Source organism: Ancylobacter gelatini, assembly GCF_022601675.1.
Taxonomy (GTDB): domain Bacteria; phylum Pseudomonadota; class Alphaproteobacteria; order Rhizobiales; family Xanthobacteraceae; genus Ancylobacter; species Ancylobacter gelatini.
In genome coordinates this window covers 62,115-77,255 of the sequence record NZ_JAKVIL010000003.1, presented here as the reverse complement: position 1 = coordinate 77,255, position 15,141 = coordinate 62,115, and the positions used below count along the sequence as shown (strand labels likewise).

Below are 15,141 nucleotides of genomic sequence, written 5' to 3'. Positions count from 1 at the left end.
CAAGGAAAAACGACATGAACCTTCATCTGCGGGACGACATCACGCGCCTCGGCGCGCTGGAAGCGCGCCGGCGCATTGCCGATGGCTCGCTCACCGCCGAGCGGCTGGTTTCGGCCTGCCTGGAGCGGATCGAGGCGCGCGAGCCCGAGGTCGAGGCGTGGGAGCATGTCGACGCCGCCGGCGCGCTGGCGCGGGCCCGCCAGCTCGATGCCGGCCCCTCCGCCGGGCTGCTGCATGGCCTGCCCTTCGGCGTGAAGGACATCCTCGACACATTCGATCAGCCATCCGCCTATGGCTCGCCGATTTATAGCGGCCACCGCCCGCCCTGGGACAGTTCCACCGTCGCCCTGTCGCGGGCGCAGGGCGCCATCGCGCTCGGCAAGACCGTGACCACGGAATTCGCCAATCGCCACGCCGGCAAGACCCGCAATCCGCATAATGGCGCGCACACGCCGGGGGGCTCCTCCTCCGGCTCGGCGGCGGCAGTGGCCGATTTCCATGTGCCGCTCGCCATCGGCACCCAGACCGGCGGCTCGGTGCTCCGGCCGGCCGCCTATTGCGGCGCCTATGGCTACAAGCCGAGCTTCCAGCTGTTCCAGAATGCCGGCGTGCGCACCAATACCGAGCAGTTCGACACGGTCGGCCTCATGGCCCGCTGCGTCGACGACCTCGCTCTGTTCAAGGCCGCCGCCGCGCAGCTTGCCTATGTGCCGGTGACGCCCGACGCGGTGTCGGCCCCGCGCATCGGCCTGTGCCGCACCCCGCACTGGGAGCTGACCCTGCCCGAGACCCGCGCGGCGATCGAGGCCGCGGCCCACACCTTGGAGGCCGCCGGCGCCGAGATCATCGATTTCGAGCTGCCGTCGATGTTCGACGGGCTGGACCGCGCGCACCGCATCGTCTGCGGCTTCGAGAGCGTGCGCAATTATGCCGACGAGCTGTCGCGCTTTCCGGACCTCGTCAGCGCCGATTTCCGGCGCGAGCGCGTCGATGTCGGCAACGCCTCCAGCCTCGCCGATTTCCGCGAGGCGCTGCGGCTCGGCCAGCGCGCCCGCCGCTGGATCGATGCCACGCTGGCGGAGCGCGGCATCGACGCCCTGCTCACCCCGAGCGCGGCCGGCGAGGCGCCGCCCGGACTCGCCTCCACCGGCAACGCGACCTTCAATTACATCTGGACCCACATGTACATGCCCGCGGTAACCCTGCCGCGCTTTACAGGGCCGAACGGCCTTCCGGTCGGCATCACCCTCGTTGGCCCGCGCCATGAGGACGACCGTCACCTCACCCTGTCGGCCTGGGCCGACCGCATCCTCGCCGCGAATTGAAGGGGACGATCATGAACATCCGTCAGACGGCCGCCGCCATCGCGAGCGAGCCCTGCGATCTTGGCGCCACTGAAGCCGCCGCCGCCATCGCCGAAGGCGCGCTCTCCTCGCGGGAACTGGTCGAGAGTTGCCTCGCCCGCATCGCCGAGCGCGACGGCGAGGTCCGCGCCTGGGCGCATCTCGACCCCGAGCAGGCGCTCGCCGACGCCCGCGCCGCCGATGCCGTGCCGCCCAAGGGCCCGCTCCACGGCGTGCCGGTCGGCCTCAAGGACATCATCAATGTCGCGGGCATGCCCACCCGGTTCAATTCGCCGATCTATCCCGACTACGTGCCCGTCGCCGATTCCGCCTGCGCGGCGATGATCCGCAAGGCCGGCGGGCTGATCCTCGGCAAGACGGTGACCACCGAATTCGCCAACCGCCATCCCGGCCCGACCATGAACCCGCATAATCGCGCGCACACGCCGGGCGGTTCCTCGCAGGGCTCGGCGGCGGCGGTCGCGGACCGCCAGGTCCCGCTCGGCATCGGCACCCAGACCAGCGGCTCGATCATCCGCCCTTCCGCCTTCTGCGGCATCGTCGGCTACAAGCCGAGCTTCGGCGAGATCAGCCGGGTCGGGGTCAAGCCGCATTCCGGCACGCTGGACACGGTGGGCCTGTGCGGACGCTCGGTCGCCGATGTCGAATTGCTGCGCGCCGTCCTGGTCGGCATCCCCCACGAGCCGGCCGCGCCGAGCCCGCTCACGCTGCGCGTCGCGCTGTGCCGCACCGCCGAGTGGGAGCAGGCCGAGCCCTGCACCCGCGCGGCGATCGAGACCGCCGCCCGGCTTCTGGCCGATGCGGGGGCCGAGATGGTCGATCTGGAACTGCCGGACGCGCTGTTCGCCGGCTGGCAGGACGACCACCGCCGCATCGCCAATTTCGAGGCGGCGCGCAGCTTCGGCCACGAGAAGCGCCTGTTCCTCGACCAGCTCAGCCGGGACTTCTATGAGGGCCGCGTGCGCGATGGCGAGCGTTGCAGCGTCGAGGACTACATCGCCTCCCAGCGCCGGGCCGAGGCGATGCGGATCTGGATCGAGGCCGCCCTGGACGAGGTCGACATCGTCCTCACCCCGGCGGCCGCCGGCGAGGCGCCGCAGGGCCTCGCGCGCACCGGCGACGCCCGCTTCAATTCGCTCTGGACGCTGCTATACACGCCCTGCGTGACGCTGCCCTTCGGCACGGGCCCGGCCGGCCTGCCGCTCGGCATCCAGCTCGTCGGCCGCCGCTTCGAGGACGAACGGCTGTTCGCCATCGCGGCAGCGGTCGAAGGCCTTCTCGGGCAAGGGTGACCGGTTCCCATGGACATGCTGTCTAGCTTCGGCGCGGTCGGCCCGGCGCAGTTCGTGCTGCTGGGCTTCATCGCCTTCGCCGGCTCCATCATCGGCGGCATCAGCAGCTTCGGCGCGGGGCTGATCGTCACCCCGTTCCTGATGCCGGTGGTGGGCGTGAAGGCGGTGGTGCCGGTCATGTCGATCGCGATGACGCTCGGCAACCTGTCGCGGGTCTGGGTCTATCGCCACCAGATCGATCGCCGGATCGTGCTCAGGATCATGATCCCGGCGCTGCCCTGCGTGGTGATGGGAACGCTGATCTACAGCTACCTGCCGCAATCGGAACTGGCGGTGCTGATCGGCGGCTTCCTGCTGGCCTCGATCCCGCTGCGCCGCTACATGGCCCGCCGCGCCGTCACCCCGACCCCCGGCGCGGTGGTCGGCGTCTCCGGCCTGTTCGGGCTGATCTCGGGGGCGCTGCCGGGCGGCGGCGTGGTGCTGATGCCGCTGCTGCTCGGGCTCGGCCTGGTGCGTGGCGCGGTGGTCGGCACCGACGCGCTGATCGGCACGGTGGTCAATGTAGTGAAGATCGCCATGTTCGGCCGGCTCGACCTGATCAACACCGAGCTGTTCCTCGCCGGACTGCTGATCGGGCTGTGCATGGTGCCGGGCGCCTATGGCGCGCGCTGGCTGATCGACAAGATGCATGTGAAGATGCACACCGCGCTGGTCGAGGTGCTGGTGGTCGGCAGCGGCCTTTCGTTCATCTGGAGCGGTCTCGCCCCGGCCTGAGGCTCCGGCGCCCCGGTCAGAAGGCCGGGCACGCCGCCTTGCGCCAGGTGCCGCGTCCCGCACGCTTGGCCTCGTACATCGCCGCGTCCGCTGCCTGAAGCAGCTCGCGCAGCCCGACGCCCGGCTGGGGATGCAGCGCGTAGCCGACGCTGACGCCGATGCTCAGCACAATGTCGGTCTCGGCGTGATAGGGCTCGGAGACGCGCTCGATCACCCGATGCACCACTGACAGCACGCCGTCCTCCGCGGTGCTGGAGCGGAGCAGCACCGCGAACTCGTCGCCGCCCAGACGGGCCAGCGTGTCGCCCTCGCGCACGCAGAGCGAGAGGCGCCGGGACACGCTCCGGAGCAGCCAGTCGCCCATCTGGTGGCCATGGGTGTCGTTCACCGGCTTGAAGCCGTCGAGGTCGAGATACAGCAGGGCGAAGGGCTCGCCCGCGCGGATGATCTCGCCGAGCCGCTGCTCGAACAGCCGGCGATTGGGCAGGCCTGTCAGGGCGTCATGGTCGGCGAGATGGGCGAGCCGCTCCTGCGCGCGCACGCGCTCGGCGATCTCCAGCTTGAGCGCGTAATTGGTGGCGGCGAGGTCGCGCGTGCGCTCGTCCACCCGCCGCTCCAGATCATCATTGACCTGGCGCAGCGCCGCCTCCGCCGCCTTGCGCTCGGTGATGTCGACGAACAGCACCACCACCCCCGCCTTGCGCGACGCCTCGCCCGGCCCGTCCGCGGTCCACAGCACCGAGGTGGTCACGTTCAGCCAGACCGGCCCGTCGGCGCGATGATACTGCACGTCCTGGTGGTGCGGGTCCGCCGCGTCATAGATCGCGTTCAGCACGGTCTGGGTGAAGCCGTCATTGGCCGGGTTGTCGAAGAACAGCGAGGCGAACACCTCGCCCTGCATCCGCTCGGCCGGGCGGCCCAGCAGCCGCTCGGCCGCCGGGTTGAACGCCTGCACGCGGCCATCCATGCCGATGGCCAGCACGCCGCCCTGCATGTGCTGGAGCACGGCGGCATAGAGTATGTCGGCATCGGCCATCATGGCGCTCGGCTGGAACGGTCGAACAGGAACCCGGCGCCCCCGCAAGACAGGTTCGCCGGCCAATGGAACCGTTATAGCAGTAATTTCGAATTATAAACCGCCCCCTCGGCACGCGGGAACCGCACCCGGCCGCGCTCAGCGCGGCAGGATGTTGGTCTTGGCGAGCTCCAGCACCTCGCTGCCGCACCCGCTCATCACCGCGCGCAGCGCCCACAGGCCGAAGCCCTTGGCCTGTTCGAGGCCGATGGTTGGCGGCATGGAAAGCTCCTGCCGGGCGGTCACCACGTCCAGCACCGCCGGCCCGTCATGGGCGAGGATGTCGGCCACCGCGCGTGGCAGGTCGCCGGGGTCCTCGACCCGCACGCCGTGGATCCCCATCGCGCGCGCCATGGCGGCGAAGTCGGGATTGTCGAGCCGGGTGCCCAGTTCGACGAAGCCCGCCGCCTTCATCTCCAGCGCCACGAAGCCGAGCGTGCCGTTGTTGAAGATCACCACCTTCACCGGCAGCTTTTCCTGGGTGAGCGTGATCAGGTCGCCCATCAGCATGGTGAAGCCGCCATCGCCGGAGAGCGACACCACCTGCCGCCCCGGCTGCGCCGCCTGGATGCCGATCGCCTGCGGCAGGGCATTGGCCATGGAGCCGTGGACCAGCGAGCCGACGAGGCGCCGCTTGCCGTTCATCTTCAGGTAGCGCGCGGCCCAGATGGTCGGCGTGCCGACATCGAAGGTGAAGGCGGCGTCCTCGCTCGCCGCCTCGCTGACGAGGCGCGCCAGATATTGCGGATGGATCGGCGGACGCCCCGGCGTGCCGACCGCGAGGTCGTCGAGCCCCTTGCGGGCCTTCGCGTAATTGGCGAGGGCGTCGTCGAGATGCGCCGTGCCCTCCTTCGCCGCCACTTTCGGCAGCAGCGCGGCGATTGTGGCGCGCACGTCGCCGACCACGCCGAGATCGAGCTTGCAGCGCCGGCCCAGATTTTCCGGCCGGATGTCGACCTGCGCGATCCGCGCATCGGTCGGCAGGAACTGTTTGTAGGGAAAATCCGTGCCGAGCATCAGCAGCAGGTCGCAGGAATGCATCGCCTCATAGCCGGACGAGAAGCCGATGAAGCCGGTGAGCCCGACATCGTAGGGGTTGTCGTATTCGACATGCTCCTTGCCGCCGAGCGCATGGACGATGGGGCTCTTCAGCCGTTCCGCCAGCGCGAGCACCTCGGCATGGGCCCCGGCGCAGCCGCGCCCGCAGAACAGGGTGATGCTGCCGGAATCCGCCAGCAGCGCCGCCAGCGCGTCGAGTTCGGCCTCGGCCGGCACCACCACCGGCACGGGCGGCAGCAGGGCGGGCGAGGTCGCGCGCTCCGGCGCGGCTTCCAGCGCGACGTCGCCCGGGAGCACCACCACCGCCACCCCGCGCTTACCGACGGCGGCTCGAATGGCATTTTCCAGCACATAGGGCATCTGCTCGGGGCTGGAGACCATCTCGCAATAGACGCTGCATTCCTGGAACAGGTTCTGCGGATGGGTCTCCTGGAAATAGCCGCCGCCGATTTCCGCGGCGGGAATCTGCGCGGCGATGGCCAGCACCGGCGTGCGCGAGCGCTGCGCGTCGAACAGGCCGTTGATCAGGTGCAGGTTGCCCGGCCCGCAGGAGCCCGCGCAGACCGCCAGCTTTCCGGTAATCTGCGCCTCGCCAGCGGCGGCGAAGGCGGCGGCCTCCTCGTGCCGTACATGCACCCAGCGCAATTGCCCGGTCGCGCGGATCGCCTCGGTCAGCGCGTTGAGGCTGTCGCCGACCACGCCGTAAATGCGCGCGACGCCGGCCTGGTGCAGGGTCTCGACCATGAGGTCGGCAATGTTCTTGGCCATGGCAGTGCACTCCTGAAGCTGCGGGTGGCCGGCATCTGCCGGATGAACCGCATTATCGACCAGCCGCGGCGCGCAGAATTTCAGGAACGCACCCGGCCGGCAATTGGCCGCCGGTAGCGTTGGCTTGATCCCGGCGCGCGATTAGTCTCGCGACAGGGCGGCCGCTCGGGCCCCCTCTCTTCCGCAAGCTTTGCGATGGTGGTGCCGTGTCGGCCAGGGACGAACGATCGGCGAGACCCGTCCGCGCGATGCGCCGGCATTACATCGTCGCGGCCGGGCTGGTGGCGGCGCTGCTGCTGACCATGCCGTTCGCCCGCGAGGCCACCGGCCGGACCGAGGCGCTGCTGCCGGCCTATGCCGCGGCGACCGGCGTGCTGGAAATCATGACCGCCGCGCTGCTGTTCGCGCTCTACAACGTGCAGCGTTCGCGCGCCCTGCTGATCCTGGCCGCCGGCTATCTGTTCTCCGCGCTGATGGTGCCGGTCTGGGCGCTGTCCTTTCCCGGCGTGTTCACGGCGCTGGGCATCGATTTCGGCGCCCAGACCACGGCCGCCGTCGCGGCGCTGCGGCGGCTCGGCTTTCCCCTGTTCGTGCTCGGCTATGCCTTCGCCTCCGGCACCAGCGCGGCCGGCCGCTTTACCGGCGTCGCGGTGTTCAAGACCGTGCTGCTGGTCAGCGCGGGCGCCGCGCTCGCCGTCGGCTTCATCCTCACCCATCAGGACCGCCTGCCCGCCTTCATGCGCGATGAGCGCCACATCAACGACATCTGGCTGCTAGTGTCCTACACCGGCATGGCGCTGTACGTGGCCGGCATCGCGGTGCTGCTGGTGCGCCGGCGCTCGCCGCTGGACATCTGGGTGAGCCTCGTCCTGTTCTCGCTGGTGATCGAGCTGATGCTGATCTCGTTCCTGGGCGGCGGGATCCGGCTCAGCATCGGCTGGTGGGCCGGCCGGCTCTATGGGCTCACCGCCGCCAGCATCGTGCTCGCGGTTCTGCTGTTCGAGACCACCGGGGTCTATGCCCGGCTTTCGGCGACCATCGCGGCGGAGCGGCGGGCGCGGCAGAACCGGCTCACCGCCATGGAGGCGCTCTCGGCGTCGATCGCCCATGAGATCAACCAGCCGCTCGCCAGCATGATCACCAATGCCGACGCCGCGCTGCGCTGGCTCGCGCGCAGCGAGCCCCGGCTCGACCGGGTGGAGGACGCGCTGCACCGCATCGTCGCCGACGGCCACCGCTCCAACAAGGTGGTGGCCGGCATCCGCACCATGTTCATGAAGGGCGCGCAGGAACGTGCCGAGGTCGACCTCAACGCACTGGTGCGCGAGGCGGTGACGATCGCCGGGACGGAGGCCCGCTTCGAGGGCATCGCGATCGAGCTGGAGCTGGCGGACGCGCTGCCGCCGATCATCGGCAATGCCGTGCAGCTCCATCAGGTACTGTGCAACCTGATCGAGAACGGCATCGACGCCATCAAATCCGCCCATGACCGCCAGCGCCTCCTGGTCATCCGCACCGGCTTCGGCGCCTATGGCGAGTTGCACGCCCGCGTCGCCGACAGCGGCACCGGCATCGCGCCGGGCATGGCCGAGCGCCTGTTCGACCCGTTCGTCTCCACCAAGCCGGGCGGCATGGGGATGGGGCTGATGTTCTGCCGTTCCGTCATCGAGGCTCATGGCGGACGAATCTGGGCAACGGCGAACCAGCCGCGCGGCGCGGTCTTCCATTTCTCGCTGCCAGCGGCCATCCTGCCGCGCGACACTGCGGAGCAGGAACCATGAATGAACCGTCCGCCGTTTTCGTGGTCGATGACGACCCCTCGATCCTCGCCTCGCTGGAAAGCCTGCTCAGCTCCGAGGGCCACAAGGTTCTGACCTTCGAATCCGGCACCGCCTTCCTCGCGGCGCGGCGGCCGGACCTGCCGGCCTGCCTGGTGCTGGACGTACGCCTGCGCGGCAGCAGCGGCCTCGAATTCCAGCGCGAACTGGTGCGCTCCGGCATTCACCTCCCCGTGGTCTTCATCACCGGCCATGGCGATGTGCCGATGTCGGTCTCGGCGATGAAGGCCGGCGCCATCGAGTTCCTGCTGAAGCCCTATCGCGACCAGGACCTGCTGGACGCCGTGCATAACGGCATCGAGCGCGACCGCGCCCGGCGCGCCGAGGCCCGGCAGATGGCCGAGCTGCGGGAGCGCTATGCCGCCATGACGCCGCGCGAGCGCGAAATCCTGCCGCTGGTGGCCAGCGGGCTGATGAACAAGCAGATCGCCGTCAACCTCCAGCTCAGCGAGGTCACGGTGAAGGTGCACCGCGCGCAGATCATGCAGAAGCTGCAGGCGCGTTCGCTGGTCGATCTGGTGCGTTTCGCCGACCGGCTGGCGGCGGACCACGCACGGGATCATACCCGGGCCTAGCCAACCGACACTCCGGTACAATTGCCGCTATCCCGGCCTTCGCCCGATCCTGATCGCGCGCCGGGATACCGCAACCGCGCGCTGCCGGACGGAACCCATCCCATGACGACGCGCCAGAAAGCCAGCCCGCGCCTCGTCGCGATCGTGGAAGACGACGCCTCTGCGCGCGAGGCGCTGGCCAGCCTGATCGGCGCCTTCGGCTTCGAGCCGCGCGGCTACCGGGACGCCGCGAGCTTCCTCGCCTCCCGCACCGCCCGCGAGGCCGCCTGCCTGATCGCCGATCTTCGCTTGCCGGGCCTGAGCGGGCTCGCGCTTCATCACCGCCTGCGCGCACAGGGGCGTCACCTGCCCACCATCCTGATCACCGCCTATCCGGACGAGGCGACCCGCGCGGGCGCGCTGGCCGCCGGCGTGCGCGGCTTCCTCGAAAAGCCGGTCGAGCCCGAGGCGCTGCTCGCCTGCCTGCGCGCGGTGTTGGGCGACATATCCCGAGGGTAGGGCCCGCTCAACCTCCCGCACAATTGTTCCGAACCGGCGCCGGTTCCTACAAATCCCCACCGATGACCTGAGAGGATCTCCCATGGCGACCGCGACCCCCGTCCCCGGCAAGGGGCTCATCGACCCGACCAACCACATGCTGATCCTGATCGACTTCCAGTCGCAGATGTCGTTTGCCACCAAGTCGATCGACGCGGTCAACCTGCGCAACAACGCGGCGCTGATCTCGCACGCCGCCGCCGGCTTCAAGGTGCCGACCATCCTGACCACGGTGGCGGAGAAAAGCTTCTCCGGCCCGATGTTCAGCGAAATCACCGAGGCGTTTCCGGGCCAGAAGCTGCTCGACCGCACCTCGATGAACACCTGGGAAGACGCCGCGGTCATCGAGGAGGTCAACCGCATCGGCAAGCCGCGCATCGTGCTCGCCGGCCTGTGGACCGGCGTGTGCATCGTCGGCCCGGCGATCTCGGCCATCGAGCAGGGCTTCGAGGTCTATGTCATCGCCGATGCCTGCGGCGACGTTTCCGACGAGGCCCATGAGCGCGCCATGGAGCGCATGATCCAGGCCGGCGCGGTGCCGATGACCTCGCTGCAATATCTGCTGGAGCTTCAGCGCGACTGGGCGCGCGGCGAGACCTACGAGTTCACCACCGGGGTCGCGAAGAAGTATGGCGGCGCCTACGGGCTCGGCATCATCTACGCCAAGACCATGTTCGGCGCCTCCGAAGGCGGGCACTGAGCATCATGGCCGCTGCCTCCGTCACCATCGTTCTCGTCCATGGCGCCTGGGCCGACGGGTCGAGCTGGCGCCACGTCATCCGCCGGCTTCAGGCCGACGGGCTCAACGTGGTCGCCGTGCAGAACCCGACCACCTCGCTCGCCGACGATGTCGCCGCCACCCGCCTCGCCCTCGCTGCGATCGAGGGGCCGGTGGTGCTCGCCGGCCATAGCTGGGGCGGCACCGTCATCACCGAAGCCGGCAACGATCCCAAGGTGAAGGCGCTGGTCTATGTCGCCGCCTTCGCCCCGGATGCCGGCCAGTCGACCGGCGATCAGGTCGGCGCCCACGCCCCGCCGCCCGGCCTGTCGGGCGTGCATGACGACGGCACCGGCCATCTCAAGATGAGCGTCGAGAGCTGGATCGCCAATGTCGCGCAGGACCTGCCCGAGGCGGAAGCGCGCCTGCTCGCCGCTCTCCAGCCCCCGCTCGGCCTCGCGACCTTCTCGGACAAGGTGAGCCAGGCCGCGTGGAAGGACCGCCCGAGCTGGTTCGTCGTCTCCACGCAGGACCGCGCGGTCAGCGTCGAGCTCCAGCGCGAGCTGGCGCAGCGCCTCGACGCCCGCACCACGGAACTAGACGCCAGCCACATGTCGCTGGTCTCCCACCCCGACGCCGTGGCCGCCGTCATCCGCGAGGCCGCCGCGACCGTCACCGCATGAGCGGCCGCTTGGCCCGACAAGGGAGGATCTGCCGGTGAAGCTCTATCTCGCCTCGCTCGGCGCCGGCCTTCTGGTGGGCATCGTCTACAGCCTCATCAATGTGCGCTCGCCGGCCCCGCCGGTGGTCGCGCTGGTGGGGCTGTTCGGCATTCTCATCGGCGAACAGGTGGTGCCGGTCGCGCGGCATCTTCTCAACGGCGACGGGCTGCGCACCGCCATCGGCCTCGCCGATTGCTCGGACCATGTGCTCGGCCAGCTTCCCGGCCGGCAGAGCGCCGGGCCGGCCGATCCGCCCTCCGGTTCATGAGGAATCCGCGATGCCCAACCGCCGCGAACTGATGACCCACGCCGCCGCCGGCACGGTCGCCCTTGCAACCGGCCTCGCCTCCCCGCTGCTGAGGGCACAGACCATGACCCAGAACGCGATGACCCAGAACGCCGTCGACACCCCCGACCTCATCCTGTTCAACGCCCGCATCACCACGCTCGACCGCTCCAACCCGGCCGCGCAGGCGGTGGCGGTCAAGGACGGCCGCATCGTGCAGGCCGGCAGCGAGGCCGAGATCATGCCGCTCGCCGGGCCGGAAACGCAGCGCATCGATGCCGGCGGCCGGCGGGTGATCCCCGGCCTGATCGACAGCCACATGCACATCATCCGCGGCGGGCTGAACTACAATATGGAACTGCGCTGGGACGGCGTGCGCTCGCTCGGCCAGGCGCTGGAGATGCTCAAAAGCCAGGTCGACAACACCCCCGCCCCGCAATGGGTGCGCGTGGTCGGCGGCTTCACCGAGCACCAGTTCGCGGAAAAGCGCCTGCCGACGCTGGAGGAGATCAACAGGGTCGCCCCCGACACCCCGGTGTTCATCCTCCACCTCTATGATCGCGCCTTGCTCAACGGCGCCGCGCTGCGCGCGGTCGGCTACACCCGCGACACGCCGAACCCGCCGGGCGGCGAGATCATCCGCGACAGCGCCGGCAACCCGACCGGCCTGCTGCTCGCCAAGCCCAACGCCACCATCCTCTACGCGACGCTGGCCAAGGGCCCGAAGCTGCCGCCGGAGTACCAGAAGAACTCCACCCGCCATTTCATGCGCGAGGTGAACCGGCTCGGCGTCACCAGCGTGATCGATGCCGGCGGCGGCTTCCAGAACTACCCGGACGACTACGCGATCATCGAGGAGTTGCACCGCGAGGGCCAGCTCACCGTGCGCATCGCCTACAACCTGTTCACCCAGAAGCCCAAGGAAGAACTGGCCGATTTCGCGCGCTGGACCGGGACGGTGACGCCCGGCCAGGGCGACGACAGCTTCCGACTGAACGGCGCCGGCGAGATGCTGGTCTATTCCGCCGCCGATTTCGAGGATTTCCGCGTCGAGCGCCCCGATATGCCGCCCTCCATGGAAGGCGACCTCGAACCCGTGGTCCGCCTGCTGGCCGAGAAGCGCTGGCCGTGGCGGCTGCACGCCACCTATAACGAGACCATCTCCCGCGCGCTCGACGTGTTCGAGAAGGTGAACCGCGATGTCCCGCTTCAGGGGCTCAACTGGTTCTTCGACCATGCCGAGACCATCACCGACCGCAACATCGAGCGCATCGCCGCGCTGGGCGGGGGCATCGCCGTGCAGCACCGCATGGCGTTTCAGGGCGAGTATTTCACCGAGCGCTACGGCGCCCGCGCCGCCGAGCGCTCCCCGCCGATCCGCCGCATGCTGGACATGGGCGTCCCGGTCGGCGCCGGCACCGATGCCACCCGCGTCGCCTCCTATAATCCGTGGGTGTCTCTGTCGTGGCTGGTCACCGGGCGGACGCTGGGCGGAATGTCGCTCTACCCCGCCTCAAACCGGCTCGACCGCGAGACCGCGCTGCGGCTATGGACCGAGGCCAACACCTGGTTCTCCAGCGAGCCCGGCAAGAAGGGGCAGATCGCGCCCGGCCAGCTCGCCGACATGGTGGTGCTGGAGGCCGACTATTTCGCCGTGCCGGACGACGAGATCCAGGACATCACCGCCGCGCTGACCCTGCTCGGCGGCGTGCCGGTCCATGGCGCGGGCGATTTCTCGAACCTCGCCCCGGAGCTGCCGCCCGCCATGCCGGACTGGTCGCCGGTGCGCCGCTTCGGCGGCTATCAGGAGCGCGCGCAGGCCGGCAAGACCACGAAATACGCCTTCGCCTCGCTGTGCGGCTGCGCCAGCGCCTGCAATGTCCATGGCCATGCCCATGCCGGGGCGTGGGGGTCCAGCGTGCCGGTGTCGGACGAGCGGTCCTTCTGGGGCGCGCTCGGCTGCGCCTGCTGGGCGATCTGAGCCGTGGTCCGCGCCCTCGAAAGCCTCGCCCGCCGGGTGCTCGCGCCCGCGCCGGTGCTGTTCCTCGCCCGGCTCGCTTTGTGCGGAGCCTATCTCCAGGGCGCGCTGGTCAAGGCGTTCGATTTCGACGGCGCGCTGGCGGAAATGGCGCATTTCGGCCTCGCCCCGGCTTTGCCCTTCGCGCTGGCGGTGATCGCGCTCGAACTCGTCGCGCCGCTGATGATCCTGACCGGACGCGGGCGCTGGCTCGGGGCGCTGGCGCTGGCCGGCTTCACTTTGCTCGCCACCGTGCTGGCGAACCGCTTCTGGGAATTGCCGCCGGGCGAGGCGCGGTTCTTCATGGCCAATTCCTTCTTCGAGCATCTCGGCCTTGCCGGCGCCTTCATACTGGTTGGCCGCGACGACCTTCTGCATCACCGACACGGAGCCCGCCATGACTGACGCCCCCAACGCACAGTCCTCCGGCGGCTTCGCGCCCTTGAGGCGCCCGGTCTTCGCCGTGCTGTGGGCGGCCACCGTGCTCGGCAATACCGGCAGCTTCATGCGCGATGTCGCCAGCGCGTGGCTGGTCACCGACCTCTCCGCCTCCCCCGCCGCCGTCGCCGCGGTGCAGGCCGCCGGCATGCTGCCGATCTTCCTGCTGGCGATCCCGGCCGGCGTGCTGTCCGACATTCTCGACCGGCGGAAATTCCTCATCGCCATCCAGTTCCTGCTCGGCTCCGTCAGCCTGACCTTGCTGATCCTCGCCCATAGCGGGCTGATGACCGTGACCGCCCTGATCGCGCTGACCTTCGTGGGCGGCATCGGCGCGGCGCTGATGGGGCCGACCTGGCAGTCCATCGTGCCCGAGCTGGTGCCGCGCGGCGAGCTCAAGAGTGCGGTGGCGCTCAACTCGCTCGGCATCAACATCGCCCGCTCCATCGGCCCGGCAGTCGGCGGCGTGCTGCTCGCCGCCTTCGGCGCCGCGCTGACCTATGGCGCGGATGTCGCGAGCTACATCATCGTGATCGCCGCGCTCATCTGGTGGAAGCGCCCGCCGACCGCGCAAGATGAACTCTCCGAGCGCTTCTCGGGCGCCTTCCGCGCCGGGCTGCGCTATGCCCGCTCCAGCCGCGAGCTGCATGTCGTGCTGCTGCGCGCGGCGGTGTTCTTCGCCTTCGCCAGCGCGGTCTGGGCGCTGCTGCCGCTGGTGACGCGCGAACTGCTCAAGGGCGACGCCGCCTTCTACGGCCTGCTGCTCGGCTCGGTCGGCGCCGGGGCCATCCTCGGCGCGCTGGCGCTGCCCAAGCTGCGCTCGGTGCTCGATGCCGACGGGCTGATGCTGGCAAGCGCCATCCTCACCGCCCTCGCCGCCGCCGCGCTGGCGCTGGCGCCGCCGCAATGGCTCGCCATCGCGATCCTGCTCGCCATGGGCGGGGCGTGGATCGTGGCACTGACCACGCTCAACGCCACCGCGCAGGCGATCCTGCCCAATTGGGTGCGCGGGCGCGCGCTCGCGGTCTATCTCACCGTGTTCAACGGCGCGATGGCCGGCGGTTCGCTGGGCTGGGGCTTCATCGCGCAGGAGATCGGCCTCGCCCCGACGCTGCTGACCGCCGCCGCCGGCCTCGTTGTCGCCGGGCTGGTCGCCCATCGCGTCCGCCTGCCGACGGGCGAAGCCGATCTCACCCCCTCCAATCACTGGCCCGAGCCGCTGCTCGCCGAGCCGGTGGCGGGCGATCGCGGCCCGGTGCTGATTCTCGTCGAGTACCACGTCGCGCGCGAGGATCACCCGGCCTTCCTCAGGGTGCTGAACCGGCTCTCCCACGCCCGGCGCCGCGATGGCGCCTATAATTGGGGCGTGACCGAGGATGCGGCCGACCCGGAAATCCTGGTGGAATGGTTCATGGTGGAAAGCTGGGCCGAGCATCTGCGCCAGCACCGCCGCGTCTCCCATGCCGATGCCGATGTTCAGCAGGAGGTCCGCGCCTTCCACCGCCACGACACCGGCCCTGTGGTGCGCCACCTGCTCGCCACCCACGGCCGCCAGACGCCGCTGTTGTGAACCATTCTAATAATCTACTAAATCAGTTGACAATCGCCGGGCCCTCCGGCAGGATCGCTTCATCGGTCGGGAGCCCGCGTGGCTTCGCCGGTCGCGGGATTTGAGCCC

14 protein-coding genes are annotated in these 15,141 nt (G+C 69.8%); 12 read left to right on the top strand and 2 right to left on the bottom strand.

The features are described from left to right. Positions 1–14: 14 nt before the first annotated feature. From MKI84_RS06530 to MKI84_RS06520, 3 genes are read left to right on the top strand one after another with little or no spacing between them, the layout of a single operon-like run. Complete coding sequence (locus MKI84_RS06530; RefSeq protein WP_241617720.1) at positions 15–1,325, top strand: amidase; 1,311 nt, start codon at positions 15–17, stop codon at positions 1,323–1,325. Positions 1,326–1,336: 11 nt separating this feature from the next. Next, positions 1,337–2,656 (top strand): amidase, encoded by a 1,320-nt coding sequence (locus tag MKI84_RS06525; RefSeq protein ID WP_241617718.1) that lies wholly within the window; start codon positions 1,337–1,339, stop codon positions 2,654–2,656. Between the two features lie 9 nt (positions 2,657–2,665). Next, positions 2,666–3,430, top strand: a complete 765-nt coding sequence (locus tag MKI84_RS06520; protein WP_241617716.1) for a sulfite exporter TauE/SafE family protein — start codon at positions 2,666–2,668, stop codon at positions 3,428–3,430. Positions 3,431–3,446: 16 nt separating this feature from the next. On the opposite strand, the gene MKI84_RS06515 is transcribed toward MKI84_RS06520, so the two are convergent. Both MKI84_RS06515 and poxB read right to left on the bottom strand, forming a co-directional pair. Continuing rightward, complete coding sequence (locus MKI84_RS06515) at positions 3,447–4,466, bottom strand: GGDEF domain-containing protein (protein WP_241617714.1); 1,020 nt, start codon at positions 4,464–4,466, stop codon at positions 3,447–3,449. Between the two features lie 138 nt (positions 4,467–4,604). Next, a complete protein-coding gene (gene poxB / locus MKI84_RS06510; RefSeq protein WP_241617712.1) occupies positions 4,605–6,332 on the bottom strand; it encodes a ubiquinone-dependent pyruvate dehydrogenase in 1,728 nt (575 codons plus the stop codon). A 248-nt stretch (positions 6,333–6,580) separates the two neighbouring features. Here poxB and MKI84_RS06505 point away from each other — a divergent pair, with 248 nt between their 5' ends. The 9 genes from MKI84_RS06505 to MKI84_RS06465 all read left to right on the top strand — a co-directional run bounded on the left by MKI84_RS06505 (position 6,581) and on the right by MKI84_RS06465 (position 15,033). Continuing rightward, the gene (locus MKI84_RS06505; RefSeq protein WP_241617711.1) at positions 6,581–8,113 is read left to right on the top strand and encodes an ATP-binding protein; all 1,533 of its coding nucleotides are present in this window, start codon (positions 6,581–6,583) and stop codon (positions 8,111–8,113) included. Further along, on the top strand, positions 8,110–8,745 hold the full coding sequence (locus tag MKI84_RS06500) for a response regulator transcription factor (RefSeq protein WP_241617709.1): 636 nt from the start codon (positions 8,110–8,112) through the stop codon (positions 8,743–8,745). The genes MKI84_RS06505 and MKI84_RS06500 overlap by 4 nt, the downstream gene beginning before the upstream one ends. A 102-nt stretch (positions 8,746–8,847) precedes the next feature. Further along, positions 8,848–9,243 carry a response regulator transcription factor gene (locus tag MKI84_RS06495; RefSeq protein WP_241617707.1) on the top strand — a complete coding sequence of 132 codons (396 nt, stop codon included), beginning with the start codon at positions 8,848–8,850 and terminating at the stop codon, positions 9,241–9,243. An 82-nt stretch (positions 9,244–9,325) separates the two neighbouring features. Continuing rightward, positions 9,326–9,982: a hydrolase gene (locus tag MKI84_RS06490; protein ID WP_241617705.1), complete on the top strand. Its 657-nt coding sequence runs from the start codon at positions 9,326–9,328 to the stop codon at positions 9,980–9,982. Positions 9,983–9,987: 5 nt separating this feature from the next. Continuing rightward, entirely contained in the window at positions 9,988–10,683 is a 696-nt protein-coding gene (locus MKI84_RS06485; protein WP_241617703.1) for an alpha/beta fold hydrolase, read from the top strand. A gap of 34 nt (positions 10,684–10,717) precedes the next feature. Further along, complete coding sequence (locus MKI84_RS06480) at positions 10,718–10,990, top strand: XapX domain-containing protein (protein ID WP_241617702.1); 273 nt, start codon at positions 10,718–10,720, stop codon at positions 10,988–10,990. A gap of 10 nt (positions 10,991–11,000) precedes the next feature. After that, complete coding sequence (locus tag MKI84_RS06475; RefSeq protein WP_425353806.1) at positions 11,001–12,989, top strand: amidohydrolase; 1,989 nt, start codon at positions 11,001–11,003, stop codon at positions 12,987–12,989. Between the two features lie 3 nt (positions 12,990–12,992). Continuing rightward, positions 12,993–13,430 (top strand): DoxX family protein, encoded by a 438-nt coding sequence (locus tag MKI84_RS06470; protein WP_241617699.1) that lies wholly within the window; start codon positions 12,993–12,995, stop codon positions 13,428–13,430. Further along, positions 13,423–15,033: an MFS transporter gene (locus MKI84_RS06465; RefSeq protein WP_241617698.1), complete on the top strand. Its 1,611-nt coding sequence runs from the start codon at positions 13,423–13,425 to the stop codon at positions 15,031–15,033. The genes MKI84_RS06470 and MKI84_RS06465 overlap by 8 nt, the downstream gene beginning before the upstream one ends. Positions 15,034–15,141: the final 108 nt, after the last annotated feature.

What these genes read in the sequence shown, in the direction of transcription:
- MKI84_RS06500 (WP_241617709.1), top strand. Translation starts at nt 8,110, where the DNA reads ATGAATGAACCGTCCGCCGTTTTCGTGGTCGATGACGACCCCTCGATC.
- MKI84_RS06515 (WP_241617714.1), bottom strand. Translation starts at nt 4,466, where the DNA reads ATGGCCGATGCCGACATACTCTATGCCGCCGTGCTCCAGCACATGCAG.
- MKI84_RS06465 (WP_241617698.1), top strand. Translation starts at nt 13,423, where the DNA reads ATGACTGACGCCCCCAACGCACAGTCCTCCGGCGGCTTCGCGCCCTTG.
- MKI84_RS06505 (WP_241617711.1), top strand. Translation starts at nt 6,581, where the DNA reads ATGCGCCGGCATTACATCGTCGCGGCCGGGCTGGTGGCGGCGCTGCTG.
- MKI84_RS06490 (WP_241617705.1), top strand. Translation starts at nt 9,326, where the DNA reads ATGGCGACCGCGACCCCCGTCCCCGGCAAGGGGCTCATCGACCCGACC.
- MKI84_RS06525 (WP_241617718.1), top strand. Translation starts at nt 1,337, where the DNA reads ATGAACATCCGTCAGACGGCCGCCGCCATCGCGAGCGAGCCCTGCGAT.
- poxB (WP_241617712.1), bottom strand. Translation starts at nt 6,332, where the DNA reads ATGGCCAAGAACATTGCCGACCTCATGGTCGAGACCCTGCACCAGGCC.
- MKI84_RS06475 (WP_425353806.1), top strand. Translation starts at nt 11,001, where the DNA reads ATGCCCAACCGCCGCGAACTGATGACCCACGCCGCCGCCGGCACGGTC.
- MKI84_RS06495 (WP_241617707.1), top strand. Translation starts at nt 8,848, where the DNA reads ATGACGACGCGCCAGAAAGCCAGCCCGCGCCTCGTCGCGATCGTGGAA.
- MKI84_RS06530 (WP_241617720.1), top strand. Translation starts at nt 15, where the DNA reads ATGAACCTTCATCTGCGGGACGACATCACGCGCCTCGGCGCGCTGGAA.
- MKI84_RS06485 (WP_241617703.1), top strand. Translation starts at nt 9,988, where the DNA reads ATGGCCGCTGCCTCCGTCACCATCGTTCTCGTCCATGGCGCCTGGGCC.
- MKI84_RS06520 (WP_241617716.1), top strand. Translation starts at nt 2,666, where the DNA reads ATGGACATGCTGTCTAGCTTCGGCGCGGTCGGCCCGGCGCAGTTCGTG.